The 19,562-nt window shown below is 63.3% G+C and carries 20 protein-coding genes; 14 read left to right on the top strand and 6 right to left on the bottom strand.

The window, feature by feature from the left end; all coding sequences use genetic code 11:
• Positions 1–17 precede the first annotated feature (17 nt).
• The gene (locus tag KJP30_RS10925; RefSeq protein WP_224874125.1) at positions 18–815 is read right to left on the bottom strand and encodes a protein-disulfide reductase DsbD domain-containing protein; all 798 of its coding nucleotides are present in this window, start codon (positions 813–815) and stop codon (positions 18–20) included.
• A gap of 142 nt (positions 816–957) precedes the next feature.
• Between KJP30_RS10925 and KJP30_RS10920 the strand changes: the two genes are divergently transcribed.
• The gene (locus KJP30_RS10920; protein WP_218449160.1) at positions 958–1,539 is read left to right on the top strand and encodes a YqgE/AlgH family protein; all 582 of its coding nucleotides are present in this window, start codon (positions 958–960) and stop codon (positions 1,537–1,539) included.
• Positions 1,540–1,657: 118 nt separating this feature from the next.
• Here KJP30_RS10920 and KJP30_RS10915 read toward each other — a convergent pair whose 3' ends face one another.
• Positions 1,658–2,596 (bottom strand): L-threonylcarbamoyladenylate synthase, encoded by a 939-nt coding sequence (locus KJP30_RS10915; protein ID WP_218449159.1) that lies wholly within the window; start codon positions 2,594–2,596, stop codon positions 1,658–1,660.
• 123 nt (positions 2,597–2,719) lie between these two features.
• Here KJP30_RS10915 and KJP30_RS10910 point away from each other — a divergent pair, with 123 nt between their 5' ends.
• From KJP30_RS10910 to KJP30_RS10895, 4 genes are all read left to right on the top strand, one after another.
• Positions 2,720–4,420, top strand: a complete 1,701-nt coding sequence (locus KJP30_RS10910; RefSeq protein ID WP_218449158.1) for an acyl-CoA dehydrogenase family protein — start codon at positions 2,720–2,722, stop codon at positions 4,418–4,420.
• A complete protein-coding gene (locus KJP30_RS10905) occupies positions 4,420–5,460 on the top strand; it encodes an MBL fold metallo-hydrolase (protein WP_218449157.1) in 1,041 nt (346 codons plus the stop codon). The genes KJP30_RS10910 and KJP30_RS10905 overlap by 1 nt, the downstream gene beginning before the upstream one ends.
• Before the next feature lie 135 nt (positions 5,461–5,595).
• Positions 5,596–5,730, top strand: a complete 135-nt coding sequence (locus KJP30_RS10900) for an aa3-type cytochrome c oxidase subunit IV (RefSeq protein ID WP_218449156.1) — start codon at positions 5,596–5,598, stop codon at positions 5,728–5,730.
• Positions 5,731–5,769: 39 nt separating this feature from the next.
• On the top strand, positions 5,770–6,405 hold the full coding sequence (locus KJP30_RS10895; RefSeq protein ID WP_246594467.1) for a hypothetical protein: 636 nt from the start codon (positions 5,770–5,772) through the stop codon (positions 6,403–6,405).
• 6 nt (positions 6,406–6,411) lie between these two features.
• Here the strand turns inward: KJP30_RS10895 and KJP30_RS10890 are convergent, their stop codons facing one another.
• Entirely contained in the window at positions 6,412–6,729 is a 318-nt protein-coding gene (locus tag KJP30_RS10890) for an AzlD domain-containing protein (RefSeq protein ID WP_218449155.1), read from the bottom strand.
• Entirely contained in the window at positions 6,726–7,451 is a 726-nt protein-coding gene (locus KJP30_RS10885) for an AzlC family ABC transporter permease (protein ID WP_218449154.1), read from the bottom strand. Before KJP30_RS10885 ends, KJP30_RS10890 begins: the two co-directional genes overlap by 4 nt.
• Before the next feature lie 48 nt (positions 7,452–7,499).
• Between KJP30_RS10885 and KJP30_RS10880 the strand changes: the two genes are divergently transcribed.
• The 5 genes from KJP30_RS10880 to KJP30_RS10860 are packed head-to-tail and all read left to right on the top strand — an operon-like array spanning position 7,500 to position 11,626.
• Positions 7,500–8,405 carry a formate dehydrogenase accessory sulfurtransferase FdhD gene (locus KJP30_RS10880; protein WP_218449153.1) on the top strand — a complete coding sequence of 302 codons (906 nt, stop codon included), beginning with the start codon at positions 7,500–7,502 and terminating at the stop codon, positions 8,403–8,405.
• Entirely contained in the window at positions 8,402–9,031 is a 630-nt protein-coding gene (mobA, locus tag KJP30_RS10875; protein WP_218449152.1) for a molybdenum cofactor guanylyltransferase MobA, read from the top strand. Before KJP30_RS10880 ends, mobA begins: the two co-directional genes overlap by 4 nt.
• The gene (gene mobB, locus KJP30_RS10870; RefSeq protein WP_218449151.1) at positions 9,028–9,534 is read left to right on the top strand and encodes a molybdopterin-guanine dinucleotide biosynthesis protein B; all 507 of its coding nucleotides are present in this window, start codon (positions 9,028–9,030) and stop codon (positions 9,532–9,534) included. Before mobA ends, mobB begins: the two co-directional genes overlap by 4 nt.
• The gene (locus tag KJP30_RS10865; RefSeq protein ID WP_218449150.1) at positions 9,531–10,373 is read left to right on the top strand and encodes a molybdopterin guanine dinucleotide synthesis; all 843 of its coding nucleotides are present in this window, start codon (positions 9,531–9,533) and stop codon (positions 10,371–10,373) included. The genes mobB and KJP30_RS10865 overlap by 4 nt, the downstream gene beginning before the upstream one ends.
• The gene (locus KJP30_RS10860; protein WP_218449149.1) at positions 10,370–11,626 is read left to right on the top strand and encodes a molybdopterin-binding protein; all 1,257 of its coding nucleotides are present in this window, start codon (positions 10,370–10,372) and stop codon (positions 11,624–11,626) included. The genes KJP30_RS10865 and KJP30_RS10860 overlap by 4 nt, the downstream gene beginning before the upstream one ends.
• 76 nt (positions 11,627–11,702) lie before the next feature.
• Here the strand turns inward: KJP30_RS10860 and KJP30_RS10855 are convergent, their stop codons facing one another.
• Together KJP30_RS10855 and greA are read right to left on the bottom strand one after the other, a co-directional pair.
• A complete protein-coding gene (locus KJP30_RS10855; RefSeq protein WP_218449148.1) occupies positions 11,703–12,704 on the bottom strand; it encodes a hypothetical protein in 1,002 nt (333 codons plus the stop codon).
• Between the two features lie 10 nt (positions 12,705–12,714).
• A complete protein-coding gene (greA, locus tag KJP30_RS10850) occupies positions 12,715–13,185 on the bottom strand; it encodes a transcription elongation factor GreA (protein ID WP_218449147.1) in 471 nt (156 codons plus the stop codon).
• 177 nt (positions 13,186–13,362) lie between these two features.
• On the opposite strand from greA, the gene KJP30_RS10845 reads away from it, so the two are divergent.
• The 4 genes from KJP30_RS10845 (at position 13,363) to KJP30_RS10830 (ending at position 19,492) form a co-directional block, all read left to right on the top strand.
• Positions 13,363–14,400 carry a hypothetical protein gene (locus KJP30_RS10845; RefSeq protein ID WP_218449146.1) on the top strand — a complete coding sequence of 346 codons (1,038 nt, stop codon included), beginning with the start codon at positions 13,363–13,365 and terminating at the stop codon, positions 14,398–14,400.
• Between the two features lie 588 nt (positions 14,401–14,988).
• Entirely contained in the window at positions 14,989–16,638 is a 1,650-nt protein-coding gene (locus tag KJP30_RS10840) for an electron transfer flavoprotein-ubiquinone oxidoreductase (protein WP_218449145.1), read from the top strand.
• Positions 16,639–16,755: 117 nt separating this feature from the next.
• On the top strand, positions 16,756–18,684 hold the full coding sequence (locus tag KJP30_RS10835; protein WP_343222762.1) for a tetratricopeptide repeat protein: 1,929 nt from the start codon (positions 16,756–16,758) through the stop codon (positions 18,682–18,684).
• A complete protein-coding gene (locus KJP30_RS10830) occupies positions 18,665–19,492 on the top strand; it encodes a 4-(cytidine 5'-diphospho)-2-C-methyl-D-erythritol kinase (RefSeq protein WP_218449144.1) in 828 nt (275 codons plus the stop codon). Before KJP30_RS10835 ends, KJP30_RS10830 begins: the two co-directional genes overlap by 20 nt.
• Positions 19,493–19,562 lie beyond the last annotated feature (70 nt).

Below are 19,562 nucleotides of genomic sequence, written 5' to 3'. Positions count from 1 at the left end.
AAAGGTGGTTTGCCGTGTTACCCGGTACATCCCGTCATCTCGACCGGCATCCGCCCGCCAAGGATAGTGATCCGCAGCGAGGACCGGTCCAGCGCGAAGGTCTTGCCGGACATATGGGTCACGCGCGTTTCCGCGACCAGCTTGCCACCGCTCCACGAAGTCTTGGGGTCCGCGATCCAGAGATTGGGATCGGCGGCTTCGATCACGGTTTCCTCGTGGCCGGTGCCGCGTGGCATGGAAATTGCAACGCTGAGGCCCAGACCGTCGGAGCGCGGTGAAATCCGGCAGGATACGGCGGTCACACCGGCGTCCGTGGCACCGAAAGGCACATCGGCCATGGCGGCTGCGATCACCGGATCGGGTTTTTTGTGATCGGCCGGCAAGACGGCCGTCACCCGCAGGCGGTGTGGCAGGCAGACGTCCTTGCAGATGCCGATATCAATCACGCCGCCCAGACGCGCGTCCTGCCCGGCCTGTTTTGGGCGGATTTTCAGCGGCAGGATGACCTCATCCTTGTAACCGACTGACCGCATGCCCTCTTGCCAAAAGACGTGGGGCGCAGGCCAGTAAATGCCGATGGCGGCCATGTTGCGTGCCCCGCTCCAGTCGAATTGCGGCGGGATGCCCGCATCGCCGGGTGAGCGCCAATAGGTTTTCCACCCGGGGGCCAGCCTCAGGTGTAGGGCGGCCATGTGGTCGCCATTGGGCAAGCGCCAGCCGGGGCGCAGTTCGGCGTCGACCACGTCATCGTAGGACTGGGCGGCGGCAACCCCGGGCATCAGCGCCAGAAGAAGGATCAGAAGGGCGTGTCTCATGACCATTGGATGTGGCCTGTCCGGACTGAAATGAAAAGTCACGTTCCAGCGAAACAGGGTGTGACATGACGAAGATGTGACGGGCTTGCCAGTCCCGGCGCGGGCGGTCATGGTGCTTTTGTCCAACGCGAAAGGGAGGCCTATGACTGGCGCGACAGGAACCGCACCCACCAATCTGACCGGGCATCTTCTGATTGCCATGCCGGGCATGGGGGATCCGCGGTTCGAGCACAGCGTGGTCTTTATCTGCGACCATTCGGATGAGGGCGCGATGGGGCTGATCGTGAACAAGCCCAGCGATGACGTGGACATTCCGACTCTTCTGTCGCAGCTGAACATCGACTCGGCGGCTGACCTGTCACACCGCAGTGTGCATTTCGGCGGCCCGGTCGAAGTTGGACGCGGTTTTGTGCTGCATACGCCGGATTATCAATCGGTTGTGACCACGCTGGAGGTGCGTGACGACATCCACATGACCGCGACTCTGGACATCCTCGAAGATCTGGCCAGCGGCGAAGGTCCGAAGCAATGGATGATGATGCTGGGCTATTCCGGCTGGGCCGCCGGCCAACTGGAAGGCGAGATTGCCGAAAATGGCTGGCTGGTCTGTGACGCCGCGCCAGAACTGATCTTTGACCTTCCGGACATGGACAAGTGGGAAGCGGCGCTGAAGACACTGGGCGTTGCCGCACTGGCGCTGAGTTCCGCCGGAGGGCGTGCCTGAAGGCGTCGGGACGGGACTCGGCCCCTGCGGGACCATCGCCCGCCCGCCAGCCCTCGGTTGGCGTTTCGCACCACGGCTTGGCAGGGCGAAGCTGACGCCCGTTCCGTCCATGCGGCGCTTAGCGGTCTGCGGCGGCGCGGCTGAGACGGTCGTTGATGGCCACTCCAAGGCCCACATGCGGGATGGGTGAAACTGCGATGGTTTGTGCCTGCCCGTCGTCCAGCCGATGCAGATACTCAAAAAGGTTCGCGGCGGCCTCGGTCAGGTCGGCCTCGGCCGACAGGTTCAGGTCGCAATCGACCTTGCCAAAGCCAAGCCGTGCCTCACCCGGTTCGAAATCCACCGCGTTCAGGCGCACCCGGGCGCGTGGCGCATAATGGGAACGGGTCTGCCCTGGGGCCGTGATGCCATCGGTCTCGCGGCGCAATGCGATCCGGGTGCCCAGCACCGCGCTGAGCGCCTCTTCGGTGACGCCGCCGGGGCGAAGCAGGGTGGGTGTGCCGGTAAGGCCGAGAATCGTTGATTCAAGACCCACGGTGCAGGGGCCGCCATCAACCACGGCTTCGATCCGGTCGCCAAGGTCGTTCAGCACATGGTTGGCGCGGGTCGGGCTGATCTGGCCGGACCGGTTGGCCGACGGTGCGGCCACCGGCCCGCCAAAGGCGCGCAGCAATCCCTGTGCCACCGGCGCGGCGGGCAGGCGGATGGCAAGGCTGTCCAGACCGGCAGTCACCAGCCGTGACACCGGCGCGCCGTCGCGCAGTGGCAAGACAAGGGTCAGCGGCCCCGGCCAGAAGGCCCGTGCCAGCGCCTCGGCCTCGGCGCTCCAGACAACCAGTGCCTTGGCGGCCTCGATATCGGCCACATGAACGATCAGTGGATTGAACTCGGGCCGGCCTTTGGCCGCGTAGATACGCGCCACGGCCTGATCCTGCGTGGCGTCGGCGCCAAGGCCATAGACCGTCTCGGTCGGAAAGGCGACCAGATCGCCCTGACCGAGAAGCTCGGCCGCGCGGGTCAGATCGCGGGTACTGGCGCTGAGATGAAGGGCAGGCATCGCGGGGATCCCCTGATGACGCGGCGTTCCGGTTGAAGCGTGGGCGATGCACGGTACGTTCACCCTCGCGTTGCGCGCGTGCTACAAGAGCAGAGCGTGCTTGCCAAGCCGGAGGAGACCCCCATGCCCTATCGTGCGCCGATCGATGCCTACATGCGGCTTTTGCGCGACGTTGTCGGATACGATTCCGTTGCCCGGACCGAGCGTTTCGCCGAAGCGAATTCCGAAACCGTTGCCGCCGTTCTGGGCGAGGCGGGGAAACTGTGCGAAGACGTGCTGTCCCCGTTGCAGCGCAATGGCGACCTTGATCCGGCGCGGCTGGAAAACGGCGTTGTGCGGACCTCGAAAGGCTATGCCGAGGGGTATCGCGCGCTGGCCGAAGGCGGCTGGATCGCGACTTCGGCACCGGAGGAGTTCGGCGGCATGGGGTTGCCGCTGACGGTGACGACCTGCATCAATGACATGATGGGGGCCGCCTGCCTGTCGATCCAGTTGAACCCGCTGATGACGCAAGGTCAGATCGACGCGCTGGAGCATCACGCCAGCGACGCACTGAAGGCGCTGTACCTGCCCAAGCTGATTTCCGGAGAATGGGCGGGCACCATGAACCTGACCGAACCGCAGGCCGGTTCGGACGTGGGCGCGCTGTCGTCCAAGGCCGTGCCCAACGGCGATGGCACCTACGCGATCTCCGGGCAAAAGATCTATATCTCCTGGGGCGACAATGACTTTACCCAGAACGTCTGCCACCTTGTCTTGGCGCGCCTGCCTGATGGCGTGCCTGGCACCAAGGGGATCAGCCTGTTTCTCGTGCCAAAGCTGATCCCGGACGAAAACGGCAATCCGGGTGTCGCCAATGATCTCAAGGTGGTCAGCCTTGAACACAAGATGGGCCTGCACGGTTCGCCGACCTGCGTGATGCAGTACGATGGCGCGAAGGGCTGGCTGGTGGGGGAACCCCACGACGGGATGCGCGCCATGTTCACCATGATGAACAATGCCCGCCTTGGCGTGGGTGTGCAGGGGGTCAGCGTCGCCGAAGGCGCGCTTCAGCACGCGCTGGCCTATGCTCAGGAACGCAAACAGGGGCGTTCCCCCGAGGGGACGATCATCGGTCACGCGGATGTGCGGCGCATGTTGGCGACGATGAAGGCCGAAACCTTTGCCGCGCGGGCGATTGCGTTGTCTCTTGCCGTGGCCATCGACATGGGCAACGCCAGCGGCGACGCCGAGTGGGTGTCGCGCGCCGCGCTCTTGACGCCGATTGCCAAGGCCTTTGGCACCGAAACCGGTATCAAGGTGGCGAATCTTGGCGTTCAGGTGCATGGCGGCATGGGGTTCATCGAGGAAACCGGCGCGGCGCAATACCTGCGCGACGTGCGAGTGACGGCGATCTACGAAGGCACCAATGGCATTCAGGCCATGGATCTTGTCGGGCGCAAGATGATGGACGGTGGCGAGGCGATCTTTGCCCTGCTGGATGAGATCGAAACCGGTGCCGAGGCGGCGCGGGGCACGATCCCCGATCTGGCCGAGCCGGTCTGGCAGGCGGCAGAATCGCTGCGCGAAACCACCGAGGCGCTGGTCGCCCGCGATATGGGCGACCGTTTCGGCGGTGCCGTACCCTATCTGATGGGATTCGCGCGTGTTCTGGGGGCGCATTTCCACCTGAGGGCGGCCATGGCGGCCCCGGACAGCGCCGATGCCCGGCTGGCGGCGTTCTATATTCAACGCCTATTGCCGGAACACGCCGGTTTGCTGGTCGAGGCGCGTTCGGATACCGCCGCGCTGGCCGACATCCTTACAGACGATCTGGTGGCGTGATGGACGGCGCAGCACAGGCGATCCGCTATCCTTGGGAAGAGCCACCCGCCCCGGGCGAGGCAATCGAACTTGCCGAGGGGGTGCTGTGGATGCGCCTGCCGCTGCCGATGAAGCTGGACCACGTCAATGTCTATGCATTGGACGATGGCGATGGCTGGACCGTGGTCGATACCGGCTTTGCCTCGAACAAGTCGCGCGGACTCTGGACGGATCTGATGGCGGGTCCACTTGGGGGCAAGCCGGTGCGCCGGGTGGTGGTCACGCATCACCACCCCGATCACGTCGGGCTGGCGGGCTGGTTCCAGTCGGCGCATGGCGCTGAACTGGTGACAACGCGCACCGCATGGTTGTTTGCGCGGATGCTGCAACTGGACACGCAGGACAGGCCGACCGAAGAAACCCTCGCCTATTGGCGCGGTGCGGGTATGCAGCCAGAGATCCTTGCTGAACGCATGGCCGAACGGCCCTTCAACTTTTCCGACTGCGTCGCGCCTTTGCCGCTGGGGTTCACCCGCATCCGGCAAGGCTCTGTCGTTCGGGCAGGGGGGCGGACATGGGACGTGCACATAGGCAACGGCCATGCGCCGGAACATGCGACGCTGTGGTCGCGCGATGATGCGCTGGTTTTGTCCGGCGACCAGATCCTGCCCTCGATCAGTTCCAACCTCGGCGTCTATGCCACCGAACCCGAGGCCGACCCTGTTGCCGACTGGCTGGAGGCCTGCGAACGGCTGGCAGCCCTGGCCCGGCCCGAACATCTGGCCATGGGCGGCCACAAGCTGCCCTTTACCGGATTGCCGCTGCGCATGGCGCAGTTGATCGAGAATCACCACAGCGCCCTGAACCGCCTTCATGCCTATCTGGCAGAGCCGCATTCGGCAGGGGAGTGTTTCCCACCGCTATTCAAACGCCGGATCGGACCTGCGGAGTATGGGCTGGCACTGGTCGAAGCCATGGCCCATTGCCTCCACCTTTGGCACGAAGGGCGTGCAACCCGCGAACGTCGCGCCGATGGTGCATGGGTTTTTCGGGCGGTTTGAGGCGCGCGCCTGCTCACATCTGCGTGCTTCTGCCGCAGGCGCGACATCCTGGCGTCCAGGGGCGCGTGACAGGGGCGCGGAATTGCGCTAACCCCATACGGAACGCAACCACTGGACAGGCCGCAGGACACCAATATGGCTGAGCACAAGCACGGAAGCATGGACATCACCGTTCAGGAGAAGACCTTTGAGGGCTTCATCAATTTCACGATCCGCAGCGTGATCGTGATCCTCTGCATTGTCATCTTCATGGCGATCTTCAACTCCTGATCAGGAAAACCGCCCGTCTGGGTGGGGTAGGGTGACGTGATGAACAGACGTGCGGCGATGACGGCGCTGGGGTCGTCGATTCTGGTGGCTGGCTGTGCAGGCAGCATGTCTGGCCCCGATTCCAGCCCGGCAGAAGCGGCCGCCGCCGCATACCGTCACCCGGGAGAGCCGGAGATCATCCTTTACACGATGATCAACAACCGCACCGGCGCGGGCGCGCATTCGTCCATGCTGATTAACGCGCCGTCGCAGCGCGTGATCTATGACCCCGCCGGATCGGTTCGGTTTTCCAGCGTGCCAGAGATCGGCGATGTCCTTTACGGGATCACGCCGCAGGCCAAGCAATTTTTCGAAAGCGCACATGCCCGCAGCACCTACAGGATGCTGGCGCTCAGCCGCCCTGTTGACGGGGCCGTGGCTGAACTGGCGCTGAAACTGGTGCGGGAAAAGGGGCCAGCCGGGCCGGCGCTGTGTTCCAATGCCGTGTCGGATGTTCTTGGCCAGCTGCCGGGGTTCGAACCGCTGCGCGGGATCTGGACGCCGAAGAAGCTGGCAAACGGCTTTGAAAAGCTGCCCAATGTCACCCGCCGCGTGCTCCGCGAAGATGACGGTGACGACAAGGATGCCGCGATTGCCCAGCTGGAAGCAGGCAAAAAGAAACAGAACCAGCCCTAGGCTGGTTCAGAACGGCAACCAGGCGCCTGCGATCATGACTATGGCGCCTGCGGCAACCGCGCCGTAAAGGCTCTTCCAGACATATCCGACAATCAGCGCAGCCGCCGCGGCAACAAGGCGCAGGGGATCTGTTTCGCCGCCGGTTGCGGTGGGCCAGACGACCAGCGGCGCCACCAGTGCGGGCATCACCGCAACGGCGGTGTAGCGCAGGTGTCGCAACAGCCAGTCCGGCATCGCACGGTCGCCGACCAGCCCCAGAAAGACAAAGCGCAGCCCGAAAGAGCCAAGCCCCATTCCGATGATGACGATCCAAAGGTCATTCATGCGCCCGGTCTCCGGTCTGCGGGCAGGCCGGCGCGACGCTCGATTTCTGCCCCTGTCATCATTCCTGCCACTGCCCCGACGATCAGCCCAAGGTTATAAGGCAGGAACGCAAAAAGCAGCGCCATGATCGCCGCGACAAAAGCCGCGGCACGGTGCGCGCCGGTCCGCAAGGCCGGGGCAAACAGTGCGATAAAGGCGATGGGCAGGACAAAATCCAACCCCAGTTCGGGCGGCACCGCCTCGCCCAGCCAGGCACCTGCAAGCGTAAACAAATACCACGGCGGACAGATCGGCGTGGCGACCCCCATGAAAAAGGCGAATTTTTGCGCCACGGTCTGCTGCGGGCGCTCTTCGAAGTCGATCACCGAGGCGGCATAGGTCTGGTCGACGAGGAAATAGGCGACGATCACCCTCTTCCACAGCGGCAGTGGGCCAAGGTGTGGCGTGATCGAGGCAGAGTACATCACCATGCGCAGGTTCACCGTCATGGCCGAAACCAGAACGACGACGGTTGGCGCGTTGTCCTGCATCAGTTGCACGGCTGTAAACTGTGCCGCACCGGCAATGACGACAATGGAAAACATAAGTGTTTCAAAGACGTTCAGCCCGGCGTCGGTGGCCACGACGCCAAACAGCAGGGCAAAGGGTCCGACGACGAACAGGAAGGGCACGCCGTTCCGCACACCCCGCCAATAGCTTGACATCACCTCTGTCCCGTCCATGACTACACCCCTAACGCCGCAGTTCGCCCTATCCTTGCGAGAGGCCAGATGCAATCACCCGCTGACAGCACCGAGACCGACATTTCCTCCGAATACCTGATCACGCCCGACCCGCGGGCGCCGCGCTTGACCCGTGCGGTCACGGGTTTCGACCAGACCGGAGCCGAGGTCGAAATATCGGTGGTCGAAGAACGCCCGCTGACGATTTTCCTGAATCGCCAAGAGGTTGTGACCGCCATGACCATCGGGGACTACCCCGAATACCTTGCGGTCGGTTTCCTGCGTAATCAGGGCATGTTGGCCGATGGCGAAGAGATCACCGGCATCGACTATGACGAAGATCTGGAAACGGTCGTCGTGCGGACGGCCTCGCAGACGACCTATGAAGAGAAGATGCAGAAAAAGACCCGCACCTCTGGTTGCGCGGTCGGCACCGTTTTTGGGGACATGATGGAAGGGCTGGAACAGGTCCGCCTGCCCGCGACAGAGGTGCGAAGTTCTTGGCTTTATGAGCTGGCGCACAAAATCAACACGACGCCTTCGCTATATCTCGAGGCGGGGGCGATCCACGGCACGGTGCTGTGTCAGGGCGACCGTCCGCTGGTCTATATGGAGGACGTGGGCCGTCACAACGCCGTCGACAAGATCGCAGGCTGGATGTTCCGCGAAGGCGTGCCGGCGCATGACAAGATCCTGTATACCACCGGGCGGCTGACTTCGGAGATGGTCATCAAGACCGCTCTGATGGGTATTCCGGTGCTGGCGTCGCGGTCAGGTTTTACCGCCTGGGGCGTGGAAATCGCCCGACAGGTCGGGCTGACCTGCATCGGCAGGATGCGCGGCAAGCGGTTCACCTGCCTGTCCGGGGTGGAACGGCTGGTGCGCGATGTCGATCCGGACAGCGTGCCCGACGAAGGCCGCAAGCATCGCCGCAAAAGCGCGGAGGCGGAATGAAACAACCGGTTGGCGTGATCCTTGCGGGTGGGCAGGCCACGCGCATGGGGGGCGGGGACAAGGCCTTGCTGACCCTTGGCGGTCAGACTTTGCTGTCCCGCGTCATCGACAGGCTGTCACCGCAGGTGGCTGCGCTGGCGTTGAATGCCAATGGCGCTCCCGAGCGTTTTGCCAGCTATGGTTTGCCCGTGGTGGCCGATACGATCCCGGATTTTGCAGGCCCCTTGGCAGGCGTGCTGGCAGGATTGGACTGGGCGGCAGCACAGGGGGCCGATACGCTGGTCAGCGTAGCCGCGGATACGCCCTTTTTTCCATGTGATCTTGTCCCGCGCCTGTTGTTGCAGGCCGAAGGGCAGGCGCATCCTCTGGTCCTTGCCGCCACCAAGGGTGAGGCGCAGACCCGAAGCAAGTCACGCTCTGGCCTGATCCGCCATCCCACCTTTGGCCTTTGGCCGGTGGCGTTGCGCGATGACCTGCGGGCGGCCTTGCAGGACGGGTTGAAAAAAGTCGTGCTCTGGACAGAGAAGCACGGCGGGCGCGAGGCGCTCTTTCCTTCGACGCCCTTCGACCCATTCTTCAACGTGAACACGCCGGAAGATCTGGCACAGGCGGAGGCGCTGCTATGAGGCTTTATGGTGTGACCGGGTGGAAGAACGCCGGAAAAACAGGGTTGATGGAACGGCTGGTGACAGAGATCACCGGGCGCGGGCTGACGGTCAGCACGGTCAAACACGCCCACCACAGCTTTGATGTCGATCACCCGGGCAAGGACAGCTACCGCCACCGTCAGGCAGGCGCATCCGAGGTGATCCTGTCGTCCCGCAACCGTGTGGCGCATATGATTGAACTGCGCGGCTCGGGCGAACCGATGCTGGAAGACCTGTTGGCACGGCTGGCCCCGGTGGATCTGGTTCTGGTCGAAGGCTACAAACGCGACCGCCACCCCAAGGTCGAGGCGCATCGCGCCGAAACCGGCAATCCGCTGATCGCGCCCGAGGATCCGACAATCCGCGCCGTTGCGTCCGACACACCGCTGGCGCTTGATCGCCCGGTCTTTGACCTGAACGACACCGTCGCCATCGCCGATTTCATCCTTGCGGAGGTCGGTCTGATGCAGGCGGCGGAATGACCGGCTTTGACCGTTTCCTGATGGTCGACTGGTCGGGGGGCAATGATGCGGGTCCGACACCAAGGAAGGACGCGATCTGGATCGGCGAAACCGGTGGCGCGCCGCTGTATCAACGCAACCGGGCCATCGCCGAGACCACCCTGTCTGACCGGATCGAGGCGGCGCTGACCACCGGAGAGCGGATGTTGATCGGGTTCGATTTCCCCTTTGGTTATCCGGCGGGATTTGCGGAGGCCCTGACCGGACGCGCCGATCCGCTGTCTGTCTGGGGATGGCTGGCGGACCGGATCGAGGATGCGCCGAAGAAAAACAATCGTTTTGATCTGGCTGGACAGATCAACCTGTCGCTGGGTGCGGGGCTGGGGCCTTTCTGGGGTAACGGGTTGAATCGGGATGTCCCCGGATTGCCGCGCAACAAATCCGCCTACCGCAATCCCTTCCCGGACAGGCGCCGCGTGGAAAGCGCCGCCAAAGGCTCGTTCACCTGTTGGCAACTGGCAGGTGCGGGGGCCGTCGGTTCGCAGGTCATGATGGGTTTGCCGGTACTGGACAGGCTGCGCCAACGGTTTGCCGGGAATATCGCCGTCTGGCCGTTCGAGCCGTTGGACCGCCCCGTTGCCTTTGTCGAGATCTGGCCGACGTTGATCAATCGCGCAGTGGTTGCGGCCACCGGCGGGAACACGATACGCGATGCCGTGCAGGTTGACCTGATGGCGCGCGTTTTGCAGCAGTTGCCTGCGGGTCGATTGGCCGCGATGCTGGATGTCGAGGCCCCGGAAGAAGGTTGGATCTTTGGATTGGGGTGTGAACACGAACTCATGGAAACGCTTGCCGCATGAGCCTGAAACCGCCGCCCCTTCAAAATGATTGTTTCGCCTTGCCGCCGGGGGTCAATTGGACACCGGTCGATCAGGCGCTGGCCATGTTGCGTGACAGGTTGCAGCCGGTTGTTGCCAGGGAAACCGTGCCGCTGATGCAGGCGGCAGGTCGCGTGTTGGCCGCGCCTTTGACAGCGCGGCGGTCCAATCCGCCGCTGCCGAACACGGCGGTGGATGGCTTTGGTTTTGCCGCGTCTTCGGTTGCGGGGCAGGAAGAAATTGCCTTGCCCCTGGTCGAAGGCCGGGCGGCTGCCGGGCTGGCCTATCCCGGCACAGTCCCTGCGGGATACGCCATTCGCGTCCTGACCGGCGCTGCCTTGCCCGAGGGCGTGGACACGGTTGTATTGGATGAGGATTGCGCCACCGGCGAGGGGCAGGTGGCCTTTCGCGGACCGATCAAACCCGGGCAAAACACCCGGCGCGCGGGTGAAGACGTGAAGACCGGCGATCAGATCCTGCGGCAGGGACGGATGCTGACCCCGGCGGATCTGGCGCTGGCGGCGGCGACCGGCCTTGCGGATCTGCCGGTTTTTGCGCCCTTACGCGTGGGGGTCCTGTCTACGGGGGACGAGGTGGTGCCCGCGGGCCAACCCGCCGCGCCGGGGCAGATCTATGATGCCAACCGGCCGATGCTATTGTCGCTGATTGCGCGGTTTGGCCATGTCCCGGTAGATCTGGGCCATGTCAGGGACGACCGGGATGTGCTGCGTGCCCGGCTCGACAGTGCGGACGCGGATGCGATCCTGACGTCGGGCGGAGCTTCGGCAGGGGATGAGGATCATGTCTCGGCTTTGTTGCGGGAAAGCGGCGTGCTGACCGCTTGGCGGATCGCGCTGAAACCGGGGCGGCCGCTGGCTCTGGGGCTTTGGCAGGGGCGGCCGGTCTTTGGTCTGCCGGGCAATCCGGTGGCGGCCTTTGTCTGTACACTGGTCTTTGCACGTCCGGCGCTGCGGTTGCTGGCCGGGGCGGATTGGTCCGACCCCGAAGGTTTTCTGGTGCCGGCAGGGTTTGCCAAGCGCAAGAAGCCGGGGCGGCGCGAATACCTGCGCGCGCGGCTGCGCGACGGACGCGCCGAAGTGTTCAAATCCGAAGGGTCGGGGCGGATTTCGGGCCTGAGCTGGGCCGAAGGTCTGGTGGAACTGCCGGATGGCGCGGCAGAGATCACGCCCGGTGTGCCGGTCCGTTTCCTGCCGTTCGGTGGTTTCGGGATCTAGCGGCGCAAGGGGGCTCTGCCCCCGTCGCCCTCCGGTCGACTCCCCCGGAGTATTTTGGCCAAGAAGAAGCCGGGGCCTAGTCGAAAGTGCCCGCCACGCGCCCCAGCAGCATGAAGGCGCGGGCCGTGCGGGTCATGGCAAAGCCTGAGATTTCTTCGTCCGAGGCATTGGGTTCGAAGGCTGAGAAGCTTGTGTCGAAGCGGCGCAGAAAGTGATGGGCGGCGTCGCGGAAGATGGGATCCTGTTTCATGCGGCCCGCGGCGAGGGCAAGCGAGGAGCGGTCGCGGATGCCGCCCAGCGAGGCGATGGCGCGGCCGCGTTCACCCTGTGCGAAGGCGCGCCAGACTTCGGGGCGGGCAAGGTCGGGCCGCAGGTCGTCCATATAAATGCTGTCCTGGCTTAGCAGGGTCAGCACATCTTGTGCTGCCTGGATCAGCTTGGCGGTGCCGCGATCCTTGAGCGCGCGACGCAGGGCGGCAAAGCCTTCTTCGTCCTCTGCGGTTTCGGGGAAATGCAGGGCGCGGATGTAATCGGCATTGGACAGAGGCGGTTGCAGCGCCTCTGCCGGGGTGCCCAGCGACAGGGCGGGCTGGTGTTCGCCCTCGGCCGTTTCGGGGGCGGGCAGGGCGGAAGGGTGCCCGCCTTGCCGGATGCCTGCCAGCATCGCCAATGTAGCCTCGACGTTTTTCTGGGCACTGGCCAGATCGTCGAGCCGCTTGATCACTGTCGGGTGAGGCGGTTGGTTGCGACCGCTTTGAGCTTGCGAGACGTAGGATTGGCGGATCGCGTCGATGGCGGCCTGAAGGCGCTGGCTTTCCGCACGCATGACGCGCGCGGCGCGGATGGCCAGCGCGGCCACCCAGATCAGGGCCACCGGCATCACGATGACCATCAGCGCCAGCAAAAAGCGTAGCGGCCCGCCTTCTTCGGCGGGCAGCCCGAGAAAATACCAGCCGGAGAGCAGAACCCAGACGACCGAAACCGCGGCGGCGGCGATTTCGATGCCGGTGACGCCCTCGGCGGAACCCCGGGCGTAGAGGCCGGGCAGCGTGGGGCGGGCGTCCTTTTGGTCGCTCATGGCGGTGGCCTTACTTGTAGGCGATGCTCAGGATTTCATAGGATTTGGCGCCGCCGGGTGTTCGCACCTCGACGCTGTCGCCTTCTTCCTTGCCGATCAAGGCGCGGGCGATGGGCGATTTGATGTTCAGCAGGCCCTTTTCGACGCTGGCCTCATGTTCACCCACGATCTGCCATGTCTTTTCCTCGTCCGTGTCTTCGTCCACGAGGGTCACGGTGGCGCCGAACTTGACCGACCCGGACAGGGACGCCGGGTCGATCACCTCGGCGAGACTGATCGCGCCTTCCAGTTCCTTGATCCGGCCCTCGATGAACCCCTGCTTTTCGCGCGCCGAATGGTATTCGGCGTTTTCCTTCAGGTCGCCCAGTTCGCGCGCTTCGGCAATCGCCTGGATGATGGCGGGCCGCTCGACGGATTTGAGCTGTTTCAATTCGGTTTCAAGCGCGGTGTAACCCGCGCGGGTCATCAGGATCTTGTCCATTTTCGGATCGTCTCTGCCTTGCTCAGCGAGTGTTTCGGGAGTGTCGTAGCCTGTCGCGTCGATGTAAAGCCAACGACGCGCTCAGACCAGCGGGTTTTTACCGGTCTGCGCACGGGTTTGACTTTCAAAGGGGTGGGGGTAGTCTGATCTGCATCCGATTAACAAAGAGATTTTGACATGCGTACCCTTATTTCCCTGATCGCGGGCCTTGCCGTGGCGGGTGTTGCGGCAAGCTCTGCCGGTGCCCAATCCATCGAAACCATAAGTGTCTCGCCCGATGGCAAGACGCTGCTTGTCGGTGGCACCAACCGCACGGTCTATACCGTTACGGCCGGCACGCTGGAAGTGACCGGTCGCCGCTATGTGCCGCAATTGGTGCGCCAGATCGTGCATGGCGCGGACGGCGAGATGGTCTTTTTCCGCGATGATGCCGATACGCTGACCGCCTATAAAACCGCTGACATGTCCGTCGCATGGAAGGCGTCGGATGTGGACGACATGGTCTACGACGCGCGCGCGGGGGCGATTGCCGCGCTGGACCAGCATTACAAGGACGATTCGGTGACGCTGTTTTTTGCCGCCACCGGCGAGCAGATGGCCCGCGTTGCCATGGGCAAGATCAAGGCCAACCTGATCGCGCTTGCGCCCGGGGCCGACAAGGCGATGGTGCTGACCAATTACGACAAATCCGACGCCGAAGAGAAACAGGATGAACCCGCCGATCTGACCAAGCTGCAAAAGGCCGATTTCAAGCAATTGCACGATGGCTATGTGAGCAATGTCGTGTCGGTGGACTTTGGCACCGGAAGTTTTGAAATGGCCGAAACACCCTATCGCGTCTCGTTCCCCAAGGACGTGCGGATGATGGGGGACCAGTTGATGGTGCTGCGGACGAATTTCGATTCGATGATGTTTTCGGCGGATGGCTCTGGCGCGCTGATCGATCTGGGCGAGGATTATTTCAACTTTGCCGGTATGGATGCGAAGGGGGAAAACTACATCCTGACCAAAGGGGTTGATCTGAGGTTCGTGCCCGTGGGCAAAGACGGTCCCGAAGGGGTATTGAAGGGCGAACGCCTGCGCGGTGGCCCTGCGGAATGGGTGACCGCCATGGCAGAGGCCCCGGATGGCACGCTGTATTTCGGCACCAATGCCTATCGTCTGCTCAAGGTCGGCCCGGACCGCGGCAAGATCGAGATCGCTCCGATCTTTTGATCCGTCACTTTATCTGCAACGCGAAAAGGGGGCGGGATCGCCCCCTTTGTCGTTTCGGATACCAGGCGGTTTGCCGGAGCGGATGTGATATTTGCCGGCGAATCGACGCGATGCCGCGTCGGGAGGCGGCCCGTCTGTTTGGCCTTGGGCCCACGCGGGACCAAGGCGTGTTACGCAGGGGCAGTAGTTGGGCAGGCGGGCCGGTTTTGACCGTTTCGGCGCGATGCAGTTGCAGAAACCGCCCGAAGAGAAGCGGTATCCTTGATCTGCCCATGAGGCCATCATCGGGCACGACCGGCGGGACAGTGGCCGAATAATTGCCTTTCAACAGGCGGTTGGACGACCGCGCCCTCAAAGCATGCCCGGGAGCCATGACGGGGATTTGTGTCCTCGGCCTAGGGGTGGATCGCGCCTGTTTGCCCTTTGAACTGCGCAGGTCCCTTGGCCTTTCTGGAAAAAACCACCCGGAACCTGCCTTTTCCATGTCGCTTTCTTTCCTTGCGACGCCGTGTCTTGATTGACCCGTGCTGCACTGCCGCGCTACTCAATCGCGAAACAAAATTTCAATGCCCCGCGGAAGGAGCCGGAATGTCCGACGTGCAGCGCGAATCCATGGAATATGATGTCGTCATCGTGGGCGGTGGCCCGGCAGGGCTGTCCGCCGCGATCCGACTGAAACAGCTGGACGATAGCCTTGATGTCGTCTTGCTGGAAAAAGGTTCGGAAATCGGCGCGCATATCCTGTCTGGTGCGGTGCTGGATCCCTGCGGTCTGGATGCGCTGATCCCCGACTGGAAGGAAAAGGGCGCGCCGCTGAATGTCCCCGTGCGCGAGGACAACTTCTTTATGCTGGGCGAAGCGGGCAAGCTGCGGATCCCCAACTTCCCCATGCCGCCGCTGATGAACAACCACGGCAACTACATCGTTTCGATGGGCAATGTCTGCCGCTGGCTGGCCGAACAGGCCGAGGCGCTGGGCGTCGAGATCTTTCCGGGCATGGCCTGTTCCGAACTGGTCTACGGCGAAAACGGCGAAGTGCGCGGTGTTGTGGCAGGTGAATTCGGCAAGGAAGCCGATGGTTCGCGTGGCCCGGGCTATGAACCCGGCATGGAGCTTTTGGGCAAATATGTCTTCCTCGGCGAAGGCGTGCGCGGATCGCTGTCGAAAGAGGTGATTGCCAAATACGATCTGTCAGCCGGGAAAGAGCCGCAGAAGTTCGGCCTTGGCATGAAGGAAATCTGGGAAATCGACCCGGCCAAGCACAAGGAAGGCTCGGTCACGCACACGATGGGCTGGCCGCTGGGATCGAACGCCGGGGGTGGCTCGTTTATCTATCACCTCGACAATAACCAAGTTTATGTCGGCTTCGTGGTTCATCTGAACTACGAGAACCCGCACCTTTATCCCTACATGGAATTCCAGCGGTTCAAGCATCACCCGATGGTGGCCGAGCTGCTGGAAGGCGGCAAACGTGTCGCCTATGGCGCCCGCGCGATCAGCGAAGGCGGCTATCAGTCGATGCCCAAGATGGTCGCGCCCGGTGTTGCGCTGCTGGGCTGTTCGGTCGGCATGGTCAATGTCCCGCGCATCAAGGGCAACCACAACGCCATGCTGTCGGGCAAGGCCGCGGCCGAAGCGGCCTATGCCGCCATCAAGAGCGACCGTTCCGGCGATGAACTGTCCGATTACGAAACCGAAGTGCGCACCGGCGCCATCGGCAAGGACCTCAAGATGGTCCGCAACGTCAAGCCGCTTTGGTCGAAATACGGGCTCACCGCCAGCCTGACGCTGGGCGGTCTGGATATGTGGACGAACAACCTGCTGGGCTTTTCCTTCTTCGGGACCATCAGCCATGGCAAGACCGACGCCGAGGCCACCCGGAGCGCGCAGGTCTGTGAGCCGATCGACTATCCCAAGCCCGACGGCAAGCTCAGCTTTGACCGTCTGACCAACGTGTCGTTCAGCTTTACCAACCACGAAGAAAGCCAGCCAGCGCATCTTCAACTGAAAGATCCGCATGTTCCCACGGCAATCAACCTGCCGAAATACGCGGAACCGGCACAGCGCTACTGTCCTGCCGGGGTCTACGAAGTGGTCGAGGACGAAACCGGCCCGCGGTTTGTCATCAACTTCCAGAACTGTGTCCACTGCAAGACATGTGACATCAAGGATCCCAGCCAGAACATCAACTGGACGGTGCCGCAGGGCGGCGACGGGCCGAACTATCCCAACATGTGATGCCGGACTCGCGCGGTTGTGATGACTGTCTTGGGGTCATCACACCGCCGCTCCTGATTGCCATGCCTGCACAAGGGCTCTAGGCTTTGCCTGAATGGTGACTGAGGAGACCGGCATTTGACGGATTGGATTTCGAAGGTCGGCGCGGGCAAGCTTGCTGGCGTTTCTGCTGTGGCCCTTGCGCTTGCGCTGGGGTGGGTGGTTCTGCAAGAGCCGGACAATCCGCAGCCCGATGCGGAACTGGCTGTACACCCCGATCCGCAACCGCAACCAGACCCCGACAAGCTCCGGCTTGCCGCGACCGATCCGCAGCCGCTGCTATTGGCGGATGCCAGCCCCTCGCCCGAGGCGAATCCGGCGGCCGCCCCCGACAGCCTGCGCCGTGCCACGATCGGGGCAGGCTTTGCCGGGGACTACCTCGCTGCGCGACAGGCCTCTTTCCTTGCGGATTTCAAGGCAGCCGCCCATTTTTACGGCAAGGCGCTGGCGCGTGATCCCGGCCGTCCTGAACTGCTGGAGCGGGCGGTTCTGGCCAATATCTCGCTTGGACAGGTTGATCGCGCGGCCAGCTATGCCGAACAGCTGGCACAGGACGGATTTGCCAGCCAGATCGCACAAATGGCGCTGGTCGCCCGCGACGCACGGGGCGAGGCCTATGCCTCGATCATTGAGGCGGTCAACAACAAGCGCGGTCTTGGGCCGCTCGCGGACGGGCTGATCAAGGCTTGGGCGCAGCTTGGCACCGGCGACATGGCCGCTGCGACGCTGACCTTTGACGAGGTGTCGCGCATTCAGGGGCTGGGGCCGTTTGCCGCCTATCACAAGGCGTTTGCGCTTGCCTCTGTCGGCGATTTCGAAGGCGCCGAATCCATCTTTGCCAACAACCCCGGCGCGGGCATGGGCAGCACGCGCCGTGGTGTCATGGCACGTGCGGAAATCCTCAGCCAGTTGGATCGCAATGACGATGCACTGGAACTTTTGTCTGCGGCATTCAATGGTGATCTGGACCCGGGGCTGGAGGCGCTGCGCAACCGACTTGCCGCTGGCGAATCCGTGGCCTTTACTCATGTCCGTTCGCCGCGCGACGGTATCGCCGAAGTGTTTTACACGCTGGCGGGGGCGCTGGCGGCAGAGAACAATGAGGATCTGACGCTGCTTTACGCGCAAATCGCTGAATATTTGCGCAACGATCATGTCGACGCGATCCTGCTGTCGGCCGAGGTTCTGTCGCGCATCGGTCAGAACGAACTGGCCATTGAAACCTATGCCAAGGTCCCTGCTGATCATCCGGCGTTTCATGCGGCGGAACTGGGCAAGGCTGAGGCGTTGCGCGCACAGGCCAAGATGGACGAGGCCATCGCCGTACTTGAGGGGCTGACCGAAACGCATGGGTCCATGGCCGTGGTCTACACCACGATGGGCGACTACCTGCGTCAGGAAGAGCGTTACGAAGAGGCGGTCACCGCCTATACCGAGGGCCTGTCGCGTGTCGTCGAAGTTTCGAACCGCCAATGGTTCCTCTTTTACGCCCGTGCGATTTCCTACGAACGCCAAGGCAAATGGCAGGAGGCCGAGGCCGATTTCCGTAAGGCTCTGGACCTGAATCCGGAACAACCGCAAGTTCTGAACTACCTCGGGTATTCACTGGTCGAAAAGCAGATCAAGCTGGACGAGGCGCTGGATATGATCGAACGCGCCGTAAAGGCGCGGCCGAACGCAGGCTACATCGTCGACAGCCTTGGCTGGGTCCTGTTCCGTCTGGGCCGCTATGAAGAAGCGGTGCCGCACATGGAACGCGCCGCCGAACTGATGCCCATCGATCCCGTGGTGAACGATCACCTGGGCGATGTGTATTGGGCGGTCGGGCGTGAACGTGAGGCCGAATTCATGTGGAAACGCGCGCTGTCCTTCGTGGATTGGGAGGATGCCGCAGCCGAGGCCGACCCGGAACGGATCAAACGCAAGATCGAGATCGGCCTTGATCAGGTGCTGATCGAGGAAGGTGCGCCGCCGTTGCAGGTCACGGATGACGCTTCGGGCAATTGAGCAGTTTGCCCCCGCGAAGATCAACCTGACCCTTCACGTCACCGGACAGCGTGACGACGGGTATCACCTGCTGGATTCGCTGGTGATGTTCGCCGATGTGGGGGACCGGGTGACGGTCGCGCCTGCGGAGCATATGTCATTGCAGGTGACAGGCCCCATGGCGGCGGGTGTGCCCGAGGATGCCCGCAACCTCTGCTGGCGGGCGGCGGAAGCCTTTGGCCAGCCGGTCGCGATCACGCTGGACAAACATCTGCCAGCCGCTGCCGGGATCGGCGGTGGCTCTTCGGATGCGGCTGCAGTGCTGCGCGCGATGACAACGCTCTTCGGGGCGGCTCCGGGCCTTGATCCGCTGCGGCTCGGCGCGGATGTGCCGGTCTGCATGGCGGCCCGTTCTGCCCGGATGCAGGGGATCGGGGAAACGGTGACGCCGGTCGATGTGCCGCCGCTGGAGGCGCTTCTGGTCAACCCGAGGGTCGAGGTCGCAACCCCGGCGGTGTTCAAGGCGCTGGCGCGGCGCGATAATCCGCCAATGTCCGAAATTCCTGCCAGCGGGCGCGTTGGCGATGTGCTGACATGGCTGAGTGATCAGCGCAACGATCTGGAAGCCCCTGCCTCGGACTTGCGCCCGGAGATCGAACAGGTTTTGCGCGAACTGTCGTGTCTGGACGGGGTGCGACTGGTGCGCATGTCCGGCTCTGGCGCAACCTGTTTCGCAGTGTTCGACAGCCGCGCCCAGAGCGAGGCCATGGCGCAGGAGTTGCGCCGCAGATTTCCGAACTGGTGGGTCAAAAGCGCGACCCTTGGCTAACGGCTCGGTCCCCGCAGGCCAAGGATGTTGAGCAAACTGGCGCCGGCGGCAGGCCCGACGGCCCGCGAGG

Origin of the sequence: Antarctobacter sediminis (genome assembly GCF_019218285.1) — a bacterium.
Taxonomy (GTDB): domain Bacteria; phylum Pseudomonadota; class Alphaproteobacteria; order Rhodobacterales; family Rhodobacteraceae; genus Antarctobacter; species Antarctobacter sediminis.
This window is presented reverse-complemented; position numbering and strand designations above follow the sequence as displayed.